Raw genomic sequence first — 15,490 nt, 5'->3', positions numbered from 1 at the left:
GGGAGCGGGCTACTTCCGTTCCCCGCGTCTTTCCGGCCGCAGGAGCGGGCGCTGATCGAGTGCTTGGTCCGGCATGAGCCGGGACAGGGCTTCCGACAGGCGATCGCAGGCCTCCCCCAGCTCCCTCAGGGTCTGGTTGCGCTCGGTGATGACGGCCGAGAGCAGGAGGGACGTCAGTGCCACGGTGCCGTTGAAGGCCTGCAGGATGACCATCTTGGCGAGGAGGTCCTGGCCGGCGAACGGACCCACCCCGACCGCACCCGCGTAGATCGCGGCCACGGAGCTGATCAGCGCACAGGGCGCGGCGCCGGGCAGCTGGAAGCGGAAGGCCGCCCAGAGCAGGAACGGGACGACGAGGAAGAGCAGGTTGAGCGAGCTGCGGGTGGCCACCACGGAGGCCACCGCCGTGCCGCACAGCAGGACCAGCGCCTCGGCGCAGCGCAGCACAGGTGCGTCGCGTGGCCGGTGTACGGTGCGCGCGGCCAGCAGGAGCGGGGCGATGACGAGGACCCCCATCGCGTCGCCCGTCCACCACACCGACCAGGTCGGCCAGAAGTCGTGGGCCGACAGTGCCTCGGAGGCCACCAGGACGGTGGTGCCGATCGTCGCGCTGATCACCATGCCGCCCAGGGCCCCGAGGAAGACCAGGGCCAGGGCGTCCTGCAGCCGGTCGAGGGCGGTCCGGAATCCCACGCGCCGCAGCAGGAGGTAGGCGCAGACCGGGGCGAGGGTGTTGCCGGTCACGATGGCGAGCACGGGGAAGAACGACGGCCCGAGCGGCGCGTTCACCGCGAGCGCTCCGAGAGCGATTCCCGGCCACATGCGAAGGCCCCACGCCATGACGGCGACCAGGGCGATGCCGGTGGGCGGCCAGAACGGCGTGACCTGCCCGCGTACCAGTTCCTGCTGCAGCCCGATCTTGGCGCTGACGTAGTAGGCGGCGGCGACGGCAGCCAGCCGTAGGCCCTCGGTGACGACCGGACCGCGGTGCATGCCGCTCACCCGCCGCCGCCCGGCTCGTCCACGAGGCCGCCGTAACGAAGTACGAGGACCGCGGCGTCGTCGTTGTGGCCGGTGTTGTCCGCCACCTTGATCACCTGCGCGGCCAGCTCGTCCGGGTCGGAGCCGCAGGCGTCGCCGACCAGGTCGGCCACCGTCTTCAGCCCGTCCTCGATCGGGTAGCCGGGGCCTTCCACGACACCGTCGGTGAGCAGCACGAACGCGCCCGCGTCGGTCAGTAGCCGACGGGACGACGGGTAGCGCTCGCCGGCGTGGATGCCCAGCGGCAGACCGCCTTCGCTCAGGACGATCTCGCAGCGGCCGTCGCTCGTGGCCCAGACGGCCGGGACGTGCCCGGCGCGGGCGTCGCAGAGCTCCCTGGTGACCGGGTCGAAGCGCAGGAACGAGCAGGTCACGAACAGCTCGGTGTCCATCGCGACGAGCAGGTCGTTGGTGCGCCGGAGTACTTCCGCGGGGTCCGTGGTGGCGGTCGCGACGGCGCGCAGACAGATCCGCACCTGCCCCATGAGGGCCGCGGCCTCGACGTCATGGCCCTGTACGTCGCCGATCGCGAAGCCCACCGAGCCGTCCGGCATGACGAAGCCGTCGTACCAGTCGCCGCCGATGTCCAGACCGACCCGCGCGGGTGTGTACCGCCCCGCCGCCTGCAGGCAGGGCAGGTCGGGGAGCTCGGCGGCGAGGACCTGGCGCTGGAGCGCGGCCGCGAGTTCGACGCGTGCCTGCTGGAACTTGATCTGGTCCAGTATCCGGCCGGTGAGATCCCCGAGCTGCTGCAGCAGCGCTCTGGTCGCACTGGCCGAATCGGTGCGGCGGTGGGCCATGGCCTCACCCTCCGGGTTCTTGCGGAGCGCCATATGCGCCGTTCTCACGGTACCCCCGCGACGGGAGGCTCCTCCTGGGAACGCCGCCCGGCACACGCTGCGGCCGCCCGTGACACGCCGCCGTGCTACAGGTCCTGGTCCCCGAACGCCAGCGTGTCCAGGTCGCCGTCGAAGTTCTCCCCGAGGCCCGCCAGGTCCCCCAGGCCCGCCAGGCCCGCCAGGCCCAGGAACATCCGCTCCAAGGCGTGGTCGGCCGGCCGCTCGTCCCGGGGCGCGTCCGGCGTCGTATGGAGGGTCTGTTCCGTCCAGATGCACTTGCCCGTCGGGGTGTAGCGGGTCCCCCACCGCTGGGAGAGCGCGGTGACCAGTTGCAGGCCCCGGCCCCCTTCGTCCGTCTCCGTCGCCCGGCGTATACGCGGCATCGTCAGGCTGCCGTCGAAGACCTCGCAGATCAGGTCGGCGCCGTGCAGGAGCCGCAGGCGCAGTGGGCCCTTGGCGTGGCGGATGACGTTGCCTATGAGTTCGCTGGCCAGGAGCTCGGTCGTGGGGGTCAGGTCCTGAAGGCCCCAGGCGGCGAGCTGGTCGCGGATCAGGCCGCGGGCCCGGCCCGCGGCTCGGGGGTCGTCGGGGAGAGGCCAGGCGGCGATGCGGGAGGAGGGCAGGGCGTGCAGGCGGGCCAGCAGGAAGGCCGCGTCGTCGGCCGCCTGCTGGTCGACGGGGAGGAGGGCGGAGGTGACCCGTTCGCACAGGTGCTCCAGGTCCTTCGCGGTGCCGTCCGCGTGCGAGGTCCGCAGGACTTCGGCGAGGGCCGCCATGCCCTCGTCCATCTCGCGCTTCGACGACTCCACGAGGCCGTCGGTGTACAGGGCCAGCACACTGCCTTCGGGGACCGGGATCTCGGTCGTCTCGAAGGGGGGTTCCGCCGCGCCCAGGGGCGGGTCGGCCGCCAGGGCCGGGAACAGCACGGTGCCGTCGGGGTGGAGCAGGGCGGGCGGCGGATGGCCGGCCCTCGCTATGGAGCAGATCCTCGTCGTGGAGTCGTACAACGCGTACAGACACGTCACGTACGACTCCTCGCCCATGGCGCCGACGATGTCGTTGAGGTGGCTCATGATCTCGTCGGGGGGCAGTTCGAGGTCGGCCAGGGTGTGGACGGCCGTGCGCAGGCGGCCCATGGTGGCCGCCTCCGGCAGGCCGTGGCCCATGACGTCGCCCACGACCAGCGCCACCTGGCCGCCCGACAGCGGGATGATGTCGTACCAGTCGCCGCCCACGTCCATGCCCTGGCCGGCGGGCAGGTAGCGGGCCGCCGCCGTGCAGGCGGGGACGGTGGGCAGGTCGCGGGGGAGCAGGCTGCGCTGGAGTTCGCGGGACCGGGTGTGCTCGGCGTCGAAGAGGCGGGCCCGGTCCAGGGCCTGGGCCACCAGGGCGCTGGTCGCGGTGAGAAGGGTGCGTTCCTCGTCGGTGAGGCGGCGGGGGTGGTCGAAGGTGACCGCACAGATGCCGAAGGTGTGGCCCGAGGCGGTCAGGGGGAGCAACGCCCAGGCCTGCTTGCCGGCGCGGGCCGGCAGGTCCGCGATCTCGGGGTACCGGGCGGCGAACTCCCGGGGGGAGGAGAGGAACAGCGGGGCGCCGGAAAGTATCGCGTCCCAGAGCGGGCTGGGTTCCGTGCGTCCGCGGCCGTCGAGTATGGCGAGGATGTCGTCCGGGTAGCCGACCGAGCCCACGGTGTGGAGGCGGTCGCACTCCACCGTCTGCACCACCAGTCCCGTCGCCTCGAACGGGGGCAGTACGCGGCGGGCGACCGCGTCCACCACGTCCTTCGAGGTCGTCGCCTTGGCGAGCGCCGTCGTCAACTCCGCTATCCGCGCGGCCCGTTCGCCGGCCGCGCGCTCTGCGGAGCGGCGGTCCTCCTCCAGGCGCCGCCTCTCGGTGACGTCCGTGAAGTAGATGGTGCGGCCGTCGGGGCCCGGCACCAGCCGCAGGTGGCACAGGCGCCCGTTCGGCAGCCGTACGTCGAAACCGACCGACTTCTCCGCGGCCGCGGCCTGCCGGCAGCGGATCTCCAGGCCGGGCACCTGCTGCGCGGTGGGCAGGTCCCACAGCAGGCACCCGAAGAGCTCCTCCTCGGAGTAGCCCAGGGTGCGCTCCGCCTCCAGGTTGGCGAAGGTGATCCGCCAGTCGTCGTCCACCGCGAGGAAGCCGTCGCTCATGTGCCGCAGGGCCCGGCTGAGCGCGTCCCGGGCGGAGCGCGGCTCGTCGCTGTCCCAGCCCACGCCGATCATCCGGTGCGGCTCGCCGTGGTCGTCGTACGTCACCCTGCCGCGGGCCTGGGTCCAGCCCCAGCTGCCGTCCAGTTTCCGTACCCGGTACTCGGCCTCGAAGACGCCGCCGTCGCGGATCGCCCGGTCCGCCGCCGCCAGCGTCGGCGCGAGGTCGTCGGGGTGGACGCACCGCATCCAGTTGTCGACCTTGCCGGTGAAGTCCTGCGGCCGGGTGCCGTAGAGCTCCAGGGCCGCCTCGTCCCAGGTCAGGTCGCCGGTGCGGATGTTCCAGTCCCAGGAGCCGACGCTGACCTCCTTCAGCGACTGGCGCACGCGCTCGCTGCTCGGCGAGTCCATCTGCGAGGGGCCCGCCGGTGGCCGTGCGTGGACCATACGGTCCTGGGCCCACGCGATGACGGCCCGGAGGAACTCCCAGTGCTCGGGGGTCGGTTCGCCCCGGTCGCCCATCAGGACGCTGAGCGCGCCGGTGGTGCGGTTGCCGCTGTACATGGGTAAGGCGGCGAGGCCGGTGCCGGGCCAGCCGGCGTCTGCCTCTTCGGCCGGCTTCAGCGGCACCCACACCCCACTGCCCTCGTGCAGCGCACGGGCGGGGGCCAGCGGGCCCTCCTGGTCGATGATCTCCCAGGCTCGGGTGAGGGCCGCAGGGAGCCCGGCCGTCGACACCAGGCGCAGCGCGGACATCGGGCCGCGGAGATGGATCATGCCGCCCAGGGCGCCCAGCTCGCCCACCGCATGCTGCAGGGCCAGCCGGAAGACCTCGCTTTCCGCGACACCGGGGGCCACCGTGCTGAGCAGTGACAGCCGAGCGTTCATGCCGGGGACCTTACCGTCACAGCCGTAACCGATTCGATGGTTCGCAAGATCCTCACGCCTCTCACCCGGCCGGTCGACAGGTCGTCAACAGCCAAGATTTATCGTCGAGTTGTTGTCGACGGCTTAGCATCACCCGGGACCCCCCGACCCCCTGAGGAGCGGCATGGACATCGGTGTCTTCATCCCCATCGGTAACAACGGCTGGCTCATATCGAAGAGTTCACCGCAGTACCTGCCGACCTTCGAGCTGAACAAGGCCATCGTGCAGAAGGCCGAGGAGCACGGTCTCGACTTCGCGCTGTCGATGATCAAGCTCAAGGGGTTCGGTGGCGAGACCGAGTTCTGGGACCACTGCCTGGAGTCGTTCACGCTGATGGCGGGCCTGGCCGCGGTCACCGAGCGGATCAAGCTGTACGCCTCCACGCCGATCCTCGTCCTGCCCCCGGCGATCGTCGCCCGCATGGCCACGACGGTCGACTCCATCGCCCCCGGCCGCTTCGGCGTCAACATCGTCACCGGCTGGGCGCCCGGCGAGTACTCCCAGATGGGCCTGTGGCCCGGCGACGAGCACTTCGGCAACCGCTACGAGCGGGCCGTCGAGTACGTCACCGTGATGAAGGAGCTGTGGCGCCAGGGCGTCAGCAACTTCAAGGGCGAGTTCTACGAGATGGACGACTGCGTGCTGTCGCCGCGCCCGGCGAACGGGCACATCGACATCGTTGCCGCGGGCCAGAGCAACACGGGCATGCGGTTCGCCGCCGAGCACGCCGATTACAACTTCATCCTCGGCAGTGGCGTCAACACCCCGCTCGCCTTCTCGGACAGCACCGCCACGCTGGTGGAGGCGGCGCGGGAGACCGGCCGGGACGTGGGCGCGCTCTCCCTCTTCATGGTCATCGCGGACGAGACCGACGAGGCAGCGCAGGCGAAGTGGCGGGACTACCACGACAACGCCGACCGCGCGGCCCTCGCGTACATGGCCGGCGAATCGGCCTCGGACACGACCGCCGACGACTCCTCGACCGCCCGCACCATCGTGCTGCCGGAGGGCGCGGTGAACTTCAACATGGGCACGCTCGTGGGGTCGTACGAGACCGTCGCGAGGATGCTCGACGAGATCGCCGAAGTCGACGGCACCAAGGGGATCATGCTGGTCTTCGACGACTTCCTGGCGGGCATCGAGAACTTCGGCACGCGCATCCAGCCGCTGATGAAGTGCCGGCGGGCATGAGCGGGTTACGGCGGCGTGAGGAGGACCGTGAGGAGAGCTGGGAAGAGAACCGTGAGGAGAACCGTGAAGGGGACTACGAGCGGGCCGGCTTAGGTGGCCGACTCACCCCCGGCACCTCCCCGGCCCTGCTCCTGGTGGACCCCGCCCGGGCCTACGTGGACCCCGACTCCCCTCTGTACGCCGGGGTCGAACCGGCTGTGGACGCGATGAAGGCGCTGCTGGCGGGCGCACGCCGAGCGAGCATCCCCGTGGTCGTCACGCGGGTGCGGTTCCGGCCCGACGGCCGCGACGGCGGCGTCTTCTTCCGCAAGGTGCCGACGCTGAAGGTGTTCGCCGAGGGCAGTCCATACGGTGACTTCATCGACGGACTGGCCCCGACGGCAGACGAGTTGACGGTCACGAAGCAGTACCCGAGCGCCTTCTTCGGTACGTCACTGGCGGCGTACCTCACGGCCCAGCGCATCGACACGCTTCTCATCGGCGGGCTGTCGACCAGCGGTTGCGTGCGCGCCACCGCGCTGGACGCGATGCAGCACGGGTTCGTCCCGGTCGTCGTGGAGGAGGCGGTGGGCGACCGGGATCCGGACGTGCACGCGGCGAACCTCTTCGACATCCGGCACAAGATCGGCGAGGTGTGGCCGATCGAACGGGTCATGGACCACCTCGCGGGGAGCAGCGAACGGCCTTGAGAACAGCTGTGACAGCTGGGGCGCACTGATGGTCAGGCGGCCGTGCAGAGGTGAAGGGAGTCCGGGGTCCTGAGCGGCGCCGGGCGCGGCGTCTTCCGGTCCCCGGCGAAGACGAACAGTCGCAGCACCAGGAACCGCCCGATGCCCGCCAGCCCGGAGGCGGTCAGGTACACGGCCTGTTCCCAGAGCAGCGTGGGGGACGGCTGGACCGCGTGGAGCATGAGCATCGCGGCCGTCGTGGCGAGGTAGGCGGCGGTGGCCGAGCCCGCCGACTGGAGGTGCCGGCGCAGCCCCGGGCGCCGTCCGGTGCCGAAGGTGAACAGGGCGTGCAGCTCGGTGCACAGGAGGGTGGAGGCGACGGTGATCAGGGCGTTCGCGAGCGCCCAGGGCATCGCCGCGGCCAGCAGCGGCACGGCTGCACTGGAGAGGAGCCCGACACCGCCGCCGCACACCACGAACCGGGCGAAGGAGGAGAGGGGGCCCGGCGCGGACGGGGACGAGGGACCCGGCTTGGACGGGCTCGGCTTGGACGGGCTCGGCTTCGACGAGCGCTGCGACTCCATGGCGGCTTCCTTCCGGGCTGACCTGAACCTCTGATGGAGGCAGCTCATCCCGGTGCGGCTTCAGCAGGGCCTCAGTCGGGCTTCAGCCGGTATCGACAGGGCTTCAGCCGGGATCAACTGAGGCCAACGATGCCGTTGTCCGCACGTCGGAACGATGGAGTGACCTACCGGACCGATGGTGGGGCAGGCTCCACCATGGGAGGCCGGGGCGGCGCCAAGACCGGGTCTGTAGGCCGGCAGCCCGGCTCAGCAGCCCGGCTCAGCAACTCGGCTCAGCAACGCGGCTCAGTTCATGATCCGCACGAAGCCGCCCCGCGAGGTGCCCGAGCCCAGCAGGTGGCCCCAGTCCAGCACTTCGGGTATCCGCTCCACCGACAGCACCACCGCCCCACCCGCCTGCTCGGCATCCTCGCACCAGGCGCCCATGTCACCTGGCCCGCCCGCATCGAGCACCGGTGCGGCGAGCGAGGGGACCATGAGGCCGGACTCCCCCGGCCCGTCCACGACGCACAGGGTGAGCTTGGGCACGACGCCCCAGCCCGCGCACAGCGGCACCTGCCCGTCGGACGCGGTCAGGGCCGGCAGGGCATCGTGGACGGAGGGTCGGCGAGCAGGAGGACGGGAGGGGTGCCCCGTACGAAGAGGGTGTTCTCGGGCTCGTGCAGCATGGGGCGGGCCGCCTTCTCAAGTGGCGCGATGTGACTGCTCCGCAGGCTAGGCGAAGGCACTGACATTGCGTCCGGCCCAGTCCGCGAACGCACGGGCCGGCCGCCCGAGGACATGCTCCACGTCCGGGCTCACCCGCCGCAACGCGGCCGCCGGAGCCCCCAGCATGTCGAGTGTGCTCTCGACGACCGGCTCGGGCATGAACCCCAGCATCCGCTCCCGGGCTTCGGCGCGGGTCAGTTCGACGAACCGGACGGCTTCACCCACGGCGTCCTCGATGGCGGCCGTCTGCTGCCGGGGCGAGACGGGCGCGGGGCCGGTCAGTTCGTAGACCTCGCCGTCGTGCCCCGGCTCGCGCAGCGCCAGGGCCGCGACCTGCGCGATGTCGACCGGGTCGACGGTCGGCAGGGCCACGTCGCCGAAGGGGGCGGCCACCTCCCGTCGGGTGCGGACCATGTCGGCCCACTGGAGGGCGTTGGAGTGGAAACCGCCCGGGCGCAGCATCGTCCACTCCAGGCCCGATGCCTTGACGGCGTCCTCCAGGACCGAGGGGTGGTCCCCGGTGCCGACCCCTTGGGACGACAGCAGGACCACGCGCCGAACGCCCGCTCCCCGTACGACATCCAGGACGGCCCCGAGGTCACCGCCGGCCGCCATGAAGTCGCCGGAGATCAGCAGGAACAGGGCCTTGGCCCCGTCGAGGGCGGGCGCCAGGCGCTCGGGTTCGGCGAGGTCGGCCGCGTGGGAGCGGGTCCCCTCCGGCACGTCCCTCGCGGAGATCCGGCGGGAGACCGCCGTCACCTGCTCGCCCGCTTCGACGAGGGCCCGCACAAGTGGCCGTCCCACATTGCCGGTTGCTCCAGTCACCACGATCATCATCGGTCTCCGTTCCGAGATTCGATCTCGAATCTCGTTCTCGTATCTCGTATCTCGTTCTCGTTCTCGTCTCGCACGGCGACGCTACTGTTGTGGAGGTAGTAGGTACCTAGAGGAAAGTATTGGCGGACGGGGGTAGTTGTGACTGAGGACACAAACACGGAGGGCGCAGGGAAGTGGACCCCGCGCGGAGGCGATCCCGAGAACGCCTGCCCGATCGCCCCCGTCGTCGACATCGTCTTCAGTCGCTGGACCACTCCGATCCTGTGGGCGCTCCACGAGTACGGTCGCCAGCGCTTCGTCGTACTGGAGCGTCGTATCGCCACGATCACACCGAAGGTGCTCACCCAGCGACTACGGCAACTGGAGCGGGACGGCCTGGTCGTGCGCACGTATCACCCCGAGGTGCCGCCCCGCGTGGAGTACGAGATCAGCGAACTGGGCCGCAGCCTGGCGCCGTTGTTCGCCGCGCTCTCCGAGTGGTCCGTCCATCTGGACGAGGTCGAGCGGGCGCGGGTGGAGTACGACGCCCGTCAGTGATCAGGACTCGTCCAGGTCGCGCAGTTCGTCGATGTAGGCCTGCGCGAGGCCCGTCGTGCGGGTGAACCAGTCCGTGAGTACGGCGATCTCGTCGGCGGAGTAGCTGGCGAAGAGGTCGTTGAGGCGGGCGTAGTAGGGGCCGTAGAGCTCCTCGGCCCGGCTGACCGCGGCCGGGACGGCGGCCACGCGGACGCGGCGGCGGTCGGCCGGGTCCGGGCGGCGGGTGATGAAGCCGGCGCGTTCCAGGCGGTTGAGGATGCCGGTCATCGCGCCGGTCGTGACGTGGGCGTGTTCCGCGAGGTCGCCCGCCGTGAGCAGGTTCTCGCCCGCCTTCAGCACGCAGGCGAAACAGAGCAGGTCGGTGATGTTCAGGCCCAGCCGCTGGGCCATCTCCTGCTGACCGAGCAGGTGGGCCGCGATGAGGGTGTCCATTGCCTCCAGCGCTTGGGCCGGGGTGGCGGTGGGACGCGGCTTGGCTTGCATCTTCCTGATTACCTTAGCTTGTGAGAGATTCAGTTCCTAAACTTCTCACGAGGTGAGAGATTCTCGGAATGCTCGGGAGGTAGCACGTGAGTCAGTATGACGAGGGGCACACGGTCGCGGGGTGGACCGGAACCGCGATCGCGACCATCGGCTCCGCTGTGCTGGGGGCGGGGATATGCATGGTTTCGGCTGTTCTGATGGTGGGCGGGCTGGGGATCGTGGCGGCGAGCGTCCTCGTCACCTGGGCCCTGCACCTGTCCGGTTGGGGCAAGCCGCCGGGCATCCGGCCTCGGGGCCAGTGGCGTATGGGGGCGCGCGACCTGACCGCTCGGGAAGGGCATGCGGACTGCTGGGGATGCCGATTGGCGGGGCGCGGTCGGCGTACGGCTGCGGTGGCGTCCGGGGTGGTTCCCGTGACCGGGGATCCCGAGCCCGCCGCCGCTGAAGCCGGCCGCTGAGGTCGGCGCTGAGGGCGGTTGCAGAACCGGCGCCACCAGCGGTCTCCAGTCACCGAACCGCCGTTGTCAGTGTCTGCCTCTAGTCTCGAAGGGCGATGGCACAGGCATGGAGATGCTCGGGGCTGCGGTGGTCGGCGGACGGTCCCGAGCTGGCGTGGGACGGTGGTCGGCGCTCCGCGCTGACCTGGGGGAAAAGGGTGGCCTTCGGGGTCGCGGAAGGGGGCGTGCGGACATGCGTGGGAGCGCGGGGGCATGCGTGTCCGGTACGGGCGGTCGTGCCGGGGCGGAGTACGGGGGCGCGGTGCGAGGAGTGTGCGCGGCTGGACCGGGCGCACTCCGTGGCGGCCGACACGATCGCGGACGACCCGCGGCCGTACCACGTATATCTGGCCTGGTTCGGGCCCGGGATGACCAAGGTCGGCATCACCGCCCTTGAACGCGGCTCGGCACGGCTGCTGGAACAGGGCGCGGTCTGCTTCAGCTGGCTGGGCGTCGGCCCGCTGATGGCCGCGCGCCGCGCCGAGGAGCTGTTGCGGGCTGCGCTGCGGGTGCCGGACCGGATTCCGTACGGCGACAAGCGGGCGGTGCGCTCCGCGCTGCCGGCGTCGGCGGCGGAGCGGGCGGCCGAGGTGGAGGACCTGCATGCCCGCGCCGTGGCCCTCCCCGGCTGGCCGGAGTCACTCGACCGCGAGCCCTGCCAACCGGTCGACCACGCCGGTGCGTTCGGCCTCGCGGAGCTGCCGGACGCCGTCGGGGAGGTGACCGAGCTTGTCGCCGGCGGGGTGGTGAGCGGGCGGTTGGTGGCGGCTGCGGGGCCGGATCTGCATGTGGAGACGGGCGGCGGGGTGGTCGTGGTCGACACGCGGTTGATGACGGGGTGGGAGCTGGTGCCGGCGGGTGGGGACGGTGAACTGACCATGCTGGTGCGGGCCTTGAGGAAGCGGGCGGCGAGCGCGCAAGACGGCTTGTTCTGACAGGCGTACCAAGGACGACTTCTTCGTCGCCGCGTACCGGGCCGCCATCGAGGAGGGCTGGGACCTGCCCTCGATGACGGTGGCCTGGCCGACACCGCCTACCGTCTGCCGCCCGCCAGACGGCCCGGCCTCACTTCAGGTGTCGGTCCAAGAACCGGCACCCGTCCTCCAGCTCGAACCACGGGGTGCCGGTGTGCCCGCCCAGATTGGCGTGCAGCGTCTTCTCTTTGCTGCCGAAGGCGTCGAACAGGTCCAGGGCCCGTTGCCGGGGGTTGCCTTCGTCGTCCCACTGCAGCAAGAACAGCAGCGGAATGGTGACCTGCCGGGCCTCCTCGCGCTGGGCACGGGGCACGTACCCCCCGGCGAAGAAGCCGGCGGCCGCGATGCGCGGCTCGACCACCGCCAGCCGAATGCCGAGGGCGGTCCACCCCCCGGAATACCCGACCGGGCCGCCGATCTCGGGCAGCTCAAGGAGGGCGTCCAGAGTGGTCTGCCATTCCGGTACCGCGTTTTCGACCAGTGGGCCGATGAAGGACTCAAAGATCTCGTCGACCAGCTCGCCGGCCTGCATCGCCCGCCGGAGGTCGGCACGGGCCTGCTCGTCGGCCGCGGAACGGGGACGGTCACCGCACCCGGCGGCGTCGATGGTGGCCACCGCGTAGCCGCGCGCCGCGGTGTACCGGGCTCGGGCCACCAGCCGGGGTTCCGCCTTGGGCAGGCCGTTGTTGTGGGCCATCAGGACCAGCGGGGCCGGTGCGGATCCGGGCGTCCACAGGGTGCCGGGGATCTCGCCGAGGGTGAATTCGCGTTCGAGGACGCCGTCGTCGAGGCGCTGCTCGGAAGTGAAGTGCATGGTCGTGCCTTTCGGGAGTGCGCTTGAGCGGCGCTCCCGGACGACCTATCGCCCGACCGCGACCCCGGAGGGGAGCACCCATGTCGATACTGCGTTCACGGGTACCACCTCCTCATTCTGTCGCACGGCCTCCGGGAGGTTAGCAACGGTCGCCGTGGTCCGCCACGGGTTTTTACGGCGCGCAGGACGGCTGGTTCTGATCCCGTGACGGTAAAGAGTTGGATCCCTCCGGGATCCCTTTCGGCAAGGAGCCTGGACGCCGCGAGGTGCGGAAGCCGACCGTAGGTGACATGAGCGATCACCGCATTGCACCTGTCGCCCCTGCCCCGTCCTCGTCCTCGCCCCCCGTACCCGTCCCCGTTCCCGTTCCTGCTCACGACCCTCCGTACTACGCCGTCGTGTTCACCTCCGTGCGCACCGAGGGTGACGGTGGATACGGCGCGACCGCCCAGCGCATGGGCGACCTGGTCAAGGAGATCCCCGGGTTCCTCGGCGAGGACTCCGCCCGCACCCCCGGCGGCCTCTCCATCACCGTCGCCTACTTCAGGGACCTCGCCGGCATCGAGCAGTGGCGCGACCATGCGGAGCATGGGGCGGCCAAGGAGCGCGGGCGTGCGCACTGGTATGAGCGGTACTCGCTGCACATTGCCAGGGTCGAGCACAGCAATGGTTTCGAGCAGGCGGCTCCGCCGGGTCCGCCGGGGGCCTCACGTGTCGATCACCCAAGTGCCCCCTGAGAGTCTCCTGTGCGTTTCTTAGGAAAATCACAGGTTGCGGAAAGCGTGTTCTAAGAGGGCTCCGACAAAGTTCCAGCATGACCACGACCTCGCCCCAGGGGCGCACCGAACTGCTGAGGCCGGACGGGAGCCCCGTCCGAGTGCTTGTGGTGGACGACGAGTTGTCGATCACCGAACTTCTGTCGATGGCCCTTCGCTATGAGGGCTGGCAGATCCGGAGTGCCGGGGATGGCACGGGTGCCATCCAGACCGCGCGCGAGTTCCGGCCCGACGCCGTCGTCCTGGACATGATGCTGCCGGACATGGACGGGCTGAGCGTCCTCGGGCGGCTGCGGCGGGACCTGCCGGACGTGCCGGTGCTGTTCCTGACGGCCAAGGACGCCGTCGAGGACCGTATCGCCGGGCTCACCGCGGGCGGGGACGACTACGTCACCAAGCCGTTCAGCCTGGAGGAGGTCGTGGCCCGGCTGCGCGGGCTCATCCGGCGTTCCGGTGCCGCCGACCGGCGGTCCGACTCGGTGCTGGTCGTCGGGGACCTGACGCTCGACGAGGACAGCCACGAAGTCTCGCGGGCCGGGGAGAACATCCACCTCACCGCCACCGAGTTCGAGCTGCTGCGGTTCCTGATGCGCAACCCGCGGCGCGTGCTCAGCAAGGCCCAGATACTGGACCGCGTGTGGTCGTACGACTTCGGCGGGCAGGCCAACGTCGTCGAGCTCTACATCTCCTACCTGCGCCGGAAGATCGACGCCGGCCGTGAGCCGATGATCCACACCCGGCGTGGCGCCGGTTATCTGATCAAGCCCGCGGCGTCATGAGCGGGCGACGACGGCCGCGTACGCAGAAGAGACGAGCGGGTCAGCCGCGCACCCTGCGGGCACGGCTCGTCGTCGCGTCCCTGGTGCTGATCGCCGTGGTGTGTGCGGTGATCGGCACGGTGACGACGCTCGCGCTGCGTTCGCACCTGTACGAACAACTGGGCACCCAGCTCACCGAGGTCGCCGATCGGGCCGCCGGCAAGCCTCCCGGCGCCGACCTCAACAAGAACGACCCCGACAAGAACGACCCCGACAAGAACAACTCGTCCGACAAGGCCGCCCAGGCCCCCGACCTCGACGAGTTCGCCAAGCGCGCCGGCGGCCCGGGGTCGTCCGGCACGGTCATCGCGCTGGTCCAGAACGGCGTCATCACCGAGGCCAAGGTCGGCCAGAAGTCGAACGACAGCACCACCGCCGACCCCTTCGGGATGAAGGCCAACCCCCTCACCGAAGCGCAGGAAGCGGCGCTCAACCAGGTCCCCCAGGACAACAAAGAGCACACGGCCGACCTGGGCAGCCTCGGCGAGTACCGCGTCAAGTACCAGACCAGCCCCGACGGCACCCGCAGCTACTACGTCGCCATCCCCACCAAGGACGTCAGCAGCACCCTCAACACCCTCATGATCATCGAGGCCAGCGTCACCGCCGCCGCCCTGGTCGCGGCCGGCATCGCGGGCACGGTGATCGTCGGCGTAGCCACCCGACCCCTCCGCCGGGTCGCCGCCACCGCCACCCGCGTCTCCGAACTCCCGCTCCACACCGGCGAGGTCAACCTCAGCGAACGCGTCCCCGAGTCCGAGACCGACCCGCACACCGAGGTCGGCCGGGTCGGCGCCGCGCTGAATCGGATGCTGGACCACGTCCATGCCGCCCTGCACTCGCGCCAGCAGAGCGAGATGCGGGTACGGCAGTTCGTGGCCGACGCCAGCCATGAGCTGCGCACCCCCCTCGCCTCCATCCGCGGGTACGCCGAACTGACCAGGCGCGGCAGAGAAGAGGTCGGGCCGGACACCAGACACGCCCTCGGCCGTATCGAGTCCGAGGCCGGGCGCATGACCCTCCTCGTCGAGGACCTCCTCCTGCTCGCCCGGCTCGACGCCGGACGTCCGCTCCAGTTCGAGCAGACCGACCTGGTCCCGCTCGTCGTGGACACCATCAGCGACGCCCGCGCGGCCGGCATGGACCACAACTGGCGCCTTGACCTGCCCGACGAGCCCGCGCTCGTGTCGGCGGACGCGGCCCGGTTGCAGCAGGTCCTCGTCAACCTGCTCGGCAACGCCCGCAACCACACCCCACCCGGTACGACGGTCACCGCGCGTGTCCAACGGCGGGGCCCGTGGCTGTGCGTGGACGTCGAGGACAACGGTCAGGGCATCCCGGCCGATCTGCTCCCGCACGTCTTCGAACGGTTCGCGCGCGGCGACTCCGCGCGCTCGCGTGCCACCGGCTCGACCGGCCTCGGCCTGGCCATTGTGCAGGCCGTGGCGACCGCGCACGGCGGCGCCGTGACCGTCGACAGCGTGCCCGGACGCACCGTGTTCACGGTGCATCTGCCGGCGCTCCGCACGCCGCCGAGCCCCGAAATGAGCTGGCAACAGCACTCACAGGCACAGCACAGCGTCACCACATGGGCGGAACAGGGCGCCTGACGAAAGTCGGTTCC

16 protein-coding genes are annotated in these 15,490 nt (G+C 70.8%); 8 read left to right on the top strand and 8 right to left on the bottom strand.

Annotation, left to right across the window (positions count from 1 at the left end; translation table 11 throughout):
- Nucleotides 1-9 precede the first annotated feature (9 nt).
- The 3 genes from PBV52_RS23280 to PBV52_RS23270 all read right to left on the bottom strand — a co-directional run bounded on the left by PBV52_RS23280 (nucleotide 10) and on the right by PBV52_RS23270 (nucleotide 4,939).
- The gene (locus PBV52_RS23280) at nucleotides 10-993 is read right to left on the bottom strand and encodes an MASE1 domain-containing protein (RefSeq protein WP_274240817.1); all 984 of its coding nucleotides are present in this window, start codon (nucleotides 991-993) and stop codon (nucleotides 10-12) included.
- 5 nt (nucleotides 994-998) lie between these two features.
- Nucleotides 999-1,841 (bottom strand): PP2C family protein-serine/threonine phosphatase, encoded by an 843-nt coding sequence (locus PBV52_RS23275; RefSeq protein ID WP_274249522.1) that lies wholly within the window; start codon nucleotides 1,839-1,841, stop codon nucleotides 999-1,001.
- Between the two features lie 125 nt (nucleotides 1,842-1,966).
- Nucleotides 1,967-4,939 carry a SpoIIE family protein phosphatase gene (locus PBV52_RS23270; protein WP_274240815.1) on the bottom strand — a complete coding sequence of 991 codons (2,973 nt, stop codon included), beginning with the start codon at nucleotides 4,937-4,939 and terminating at the stop codon, nucleotides 1,967-1,969.
- A 163-nt stretch (nucleotides 4,940-5,102) separates the two neighbouring features.
- Between PBV52_RS23270 and rutA the strand changes: the two genes are divergently transcribed.
- Together rutA and PBV52_RS23260 are read left to right on the top strand one after the other, a co-directional pair.
- The gene (gene rutA / locus PBV52_RS23265) at nucleotides 5,103-6,170 is read left to right on the top strand and encodes a pyrimidine utilization protein A (RefSeq protein ID WP_274240814.1); all 1,068 of its coding nucleotides are present in this window, start codon (nucleotides 5,103-5,105) and stop codon (nucleotides 6,168-6,170) included.
- On the top strand, nucleotides 6,167-6,859 hold the full coding sequence (locus PBV52_RS23260) for an isochorismatase family protein (RefSeq protein WP_274240813.1): 693 nt from the start codon (nucleotides 6,167-6,169) through the stop codon (nucleotides 6,857-6,859). The genes rutA and PBV52_RS23260 overlap by 4 nt, the downstream gene beginning before the upstream one ends.
- A gap of 32 nt (nucleotides 6,860-6,891) precedes the next feature.
- Here PBV52_RS23260 and PBV52_RS23255 read toward each other — a convergent pair whose 3' ends face one another.
- From PBV52_RS23255 to PBV52_RS23245, 3 genes are all read right to left on the bottom strand, one after another.
- A complete protein-coding gene (locus PBV52_RS23255; RefSeq protein WP_274240812.1) occupies nucleotides 6,892-7,422 on the bottom strand; it encodes a hypothetical protein in 531 nt (176 codons plus the stop codon).
- A 285-nt stretch (nucleotides 7,423-7,707) separates the two neighbouring features.
- A complete protein-coding gene (locus tag PBV52_RS23250; RefSeq protein ID WP_274240810.1) occupies nucleotides 7,708-7,950 on the bottom strand; it encodes a hypothetical protein in 243 nt (80 codons plus the stop codon).
- Nucleotides 7,951-8,136: 186 nt separating this feature from the next.
- A complete protein-coding gene (locus tag PBV52_RS23245) occupies nucleotides 8,137-8,964 on the bottom strand; it encodes an NAD(P)H-binding protein (RefSeq protein ID WP_274249520.1) in 828 nt (275 codons plus the stop codon).
- A 141-nt stretch (nucleotides 8,965-9,105) separates the two neighbouring features.
- On the opposite strand from PBV52_RS23245, the gene PBV52_RS23240 reads away from it, so the two are divergent.
- On the top strand, nucleotides 9,106-9,504 hold the full coding sequence (locus tag PBV52_RS23240) for a helix-turn-helix domain-containing protein (protein WP_274240808.1): 399 nt from the start codon (nucleotides 9,106-9,108) through the stop codon (nucleotides 9,502-9,504).
- Here PBV52_RS23240 and PBV52_RS23235 read toward each other — a convergent pair whose 3' ends face one another.
- Nucleotides 9,505-9,987: a MarR family transcriptional regulator gene (locus tag PBV52_RS23235; protein ID WP_274240806.1), complete on the bottom strand. Its 483-nt coding sequence runs from the start codon at nucleotides 9,985-9,987 to the stop codon at nucleotides 9,505-9,507. It abuts the gene before it with no gap.
- Between the two features lie 86 nt (nucleotides 9,988-10,073).
- On the opposite strand from PBV52_RS23235, the gene PBV52_RS23230 reads away from it, so the two are divergent.
- Together PBV52_RS23230 and PBV52_RS23225 are read left to right on the top strand one after the other, a co-directional pair.
- On the top strand, nucleotides 10,074-10,445 hold the full coding sequence (locus PBV52_RS23230) for an HGxxPAAW family protein (RefSeq protein ID WP_274240805.1): 372 nt from the start codon (nucleotides 10,074-10,076) through the stop codon (nucleotides 10,443-10,445).
- Nucleotides 10,446-10,540: 95 nt separating this feature from the next.
- Complete coding sequence (locus PBV52_RS23225) at nucleotides 10,541-11,419, top strand: DUF2797 domain-containing protein (protein WP_274240804.1); 879 nt, start codon at nucleotides 10,541-10,543, stop codon at nucleotides 11,417-11,419.
- A gap of 130 nt (nucleotides 11,420-11,549) precedes the next feature.
- Here PBV52_RS23225 and PBV52_RS23220 read toward each other — a convergent pair whose 3' ends face one another.
- Nucleotides 11,550-12,272, bottom strand: coding sequence for a dienelactone hydrolase family protein (locus PBV52_RS23220; protein WP_274240803.1), 723 nt, complete (start codon nucleotides 12,270-12,272; stop codon nucleotides 11,550-11,552).
- 398 nt (nucleotides 12,273-12,670) lie between these two features.
- Here PBV52_RS23220 and PBV52_RS23215 point away from each other — a divergent pair, with 398 nt between their 5' ends.
- The 3 genes from PBV52_RS23215 to PBV52_RS23205 all read left to right on the top strand — a co-directional run bounded on the left by PBV52_RS23215 (nucleotide 12,671) and on the right by PBV52_RS23205 (nucleotide 15,476).
- Nucleotides 12,671-13,009: an antibiotic biosynthesis monooxygenase gene (locus PBV52_RS23215; protein WP_306801441.1), complete on the top strand. Its 339-nt coding sequence runs from the start codon at nucleotides 12,671-12,673 to the stop codon at nucleotides 13,007-13,009.
- 77 nt (nucleotides 13,010-13,086) lie between these two features.
- Nucleotides 13,087-13,827, top strand: coding sequence for a response regulator transcription factor (locus PBV52_RS23210; protein WP_274240800.1), 741 nt, complete (start codon nucleotides 13,087-13,089; stop codon nucleotides 13,825-13,827).
- Nucleotides 13,824-15,476 carry a HAMP domain-containing sensor histidine kinase gene (locus PBV52_RS23205; RefSeq protein WP_274240799.1) on the top strand — a complete coding sequence of 551 codons (1,653 nt, stop codon included), beginning with the start codon at nucleotides 13,824-13,826 and terminating at the stop codon, nucleotides 15,474-15,476. The genes PBV52_RS23210 and PBV52_RS23205 overlap by 4 nt, the downstream gene beginning before the upstream one ends.
- Nucleotides 15,477-15,490 lie beyond the last annotated feature (14 nt).

It is taken from the genome of Streptomyces sp. T12 (assembly GCF_028736035.1).
GTDB lineage: Bacteria > Actinomycetota > Actinomycetes > Streptomycetales > Streptomycetaceae > Streptomyces.
The sequence above is the reverse complement of the archived record's forward strand: the minus strand, read 5'-3'. Positions and strand labels throughout refer to the sequence as shown.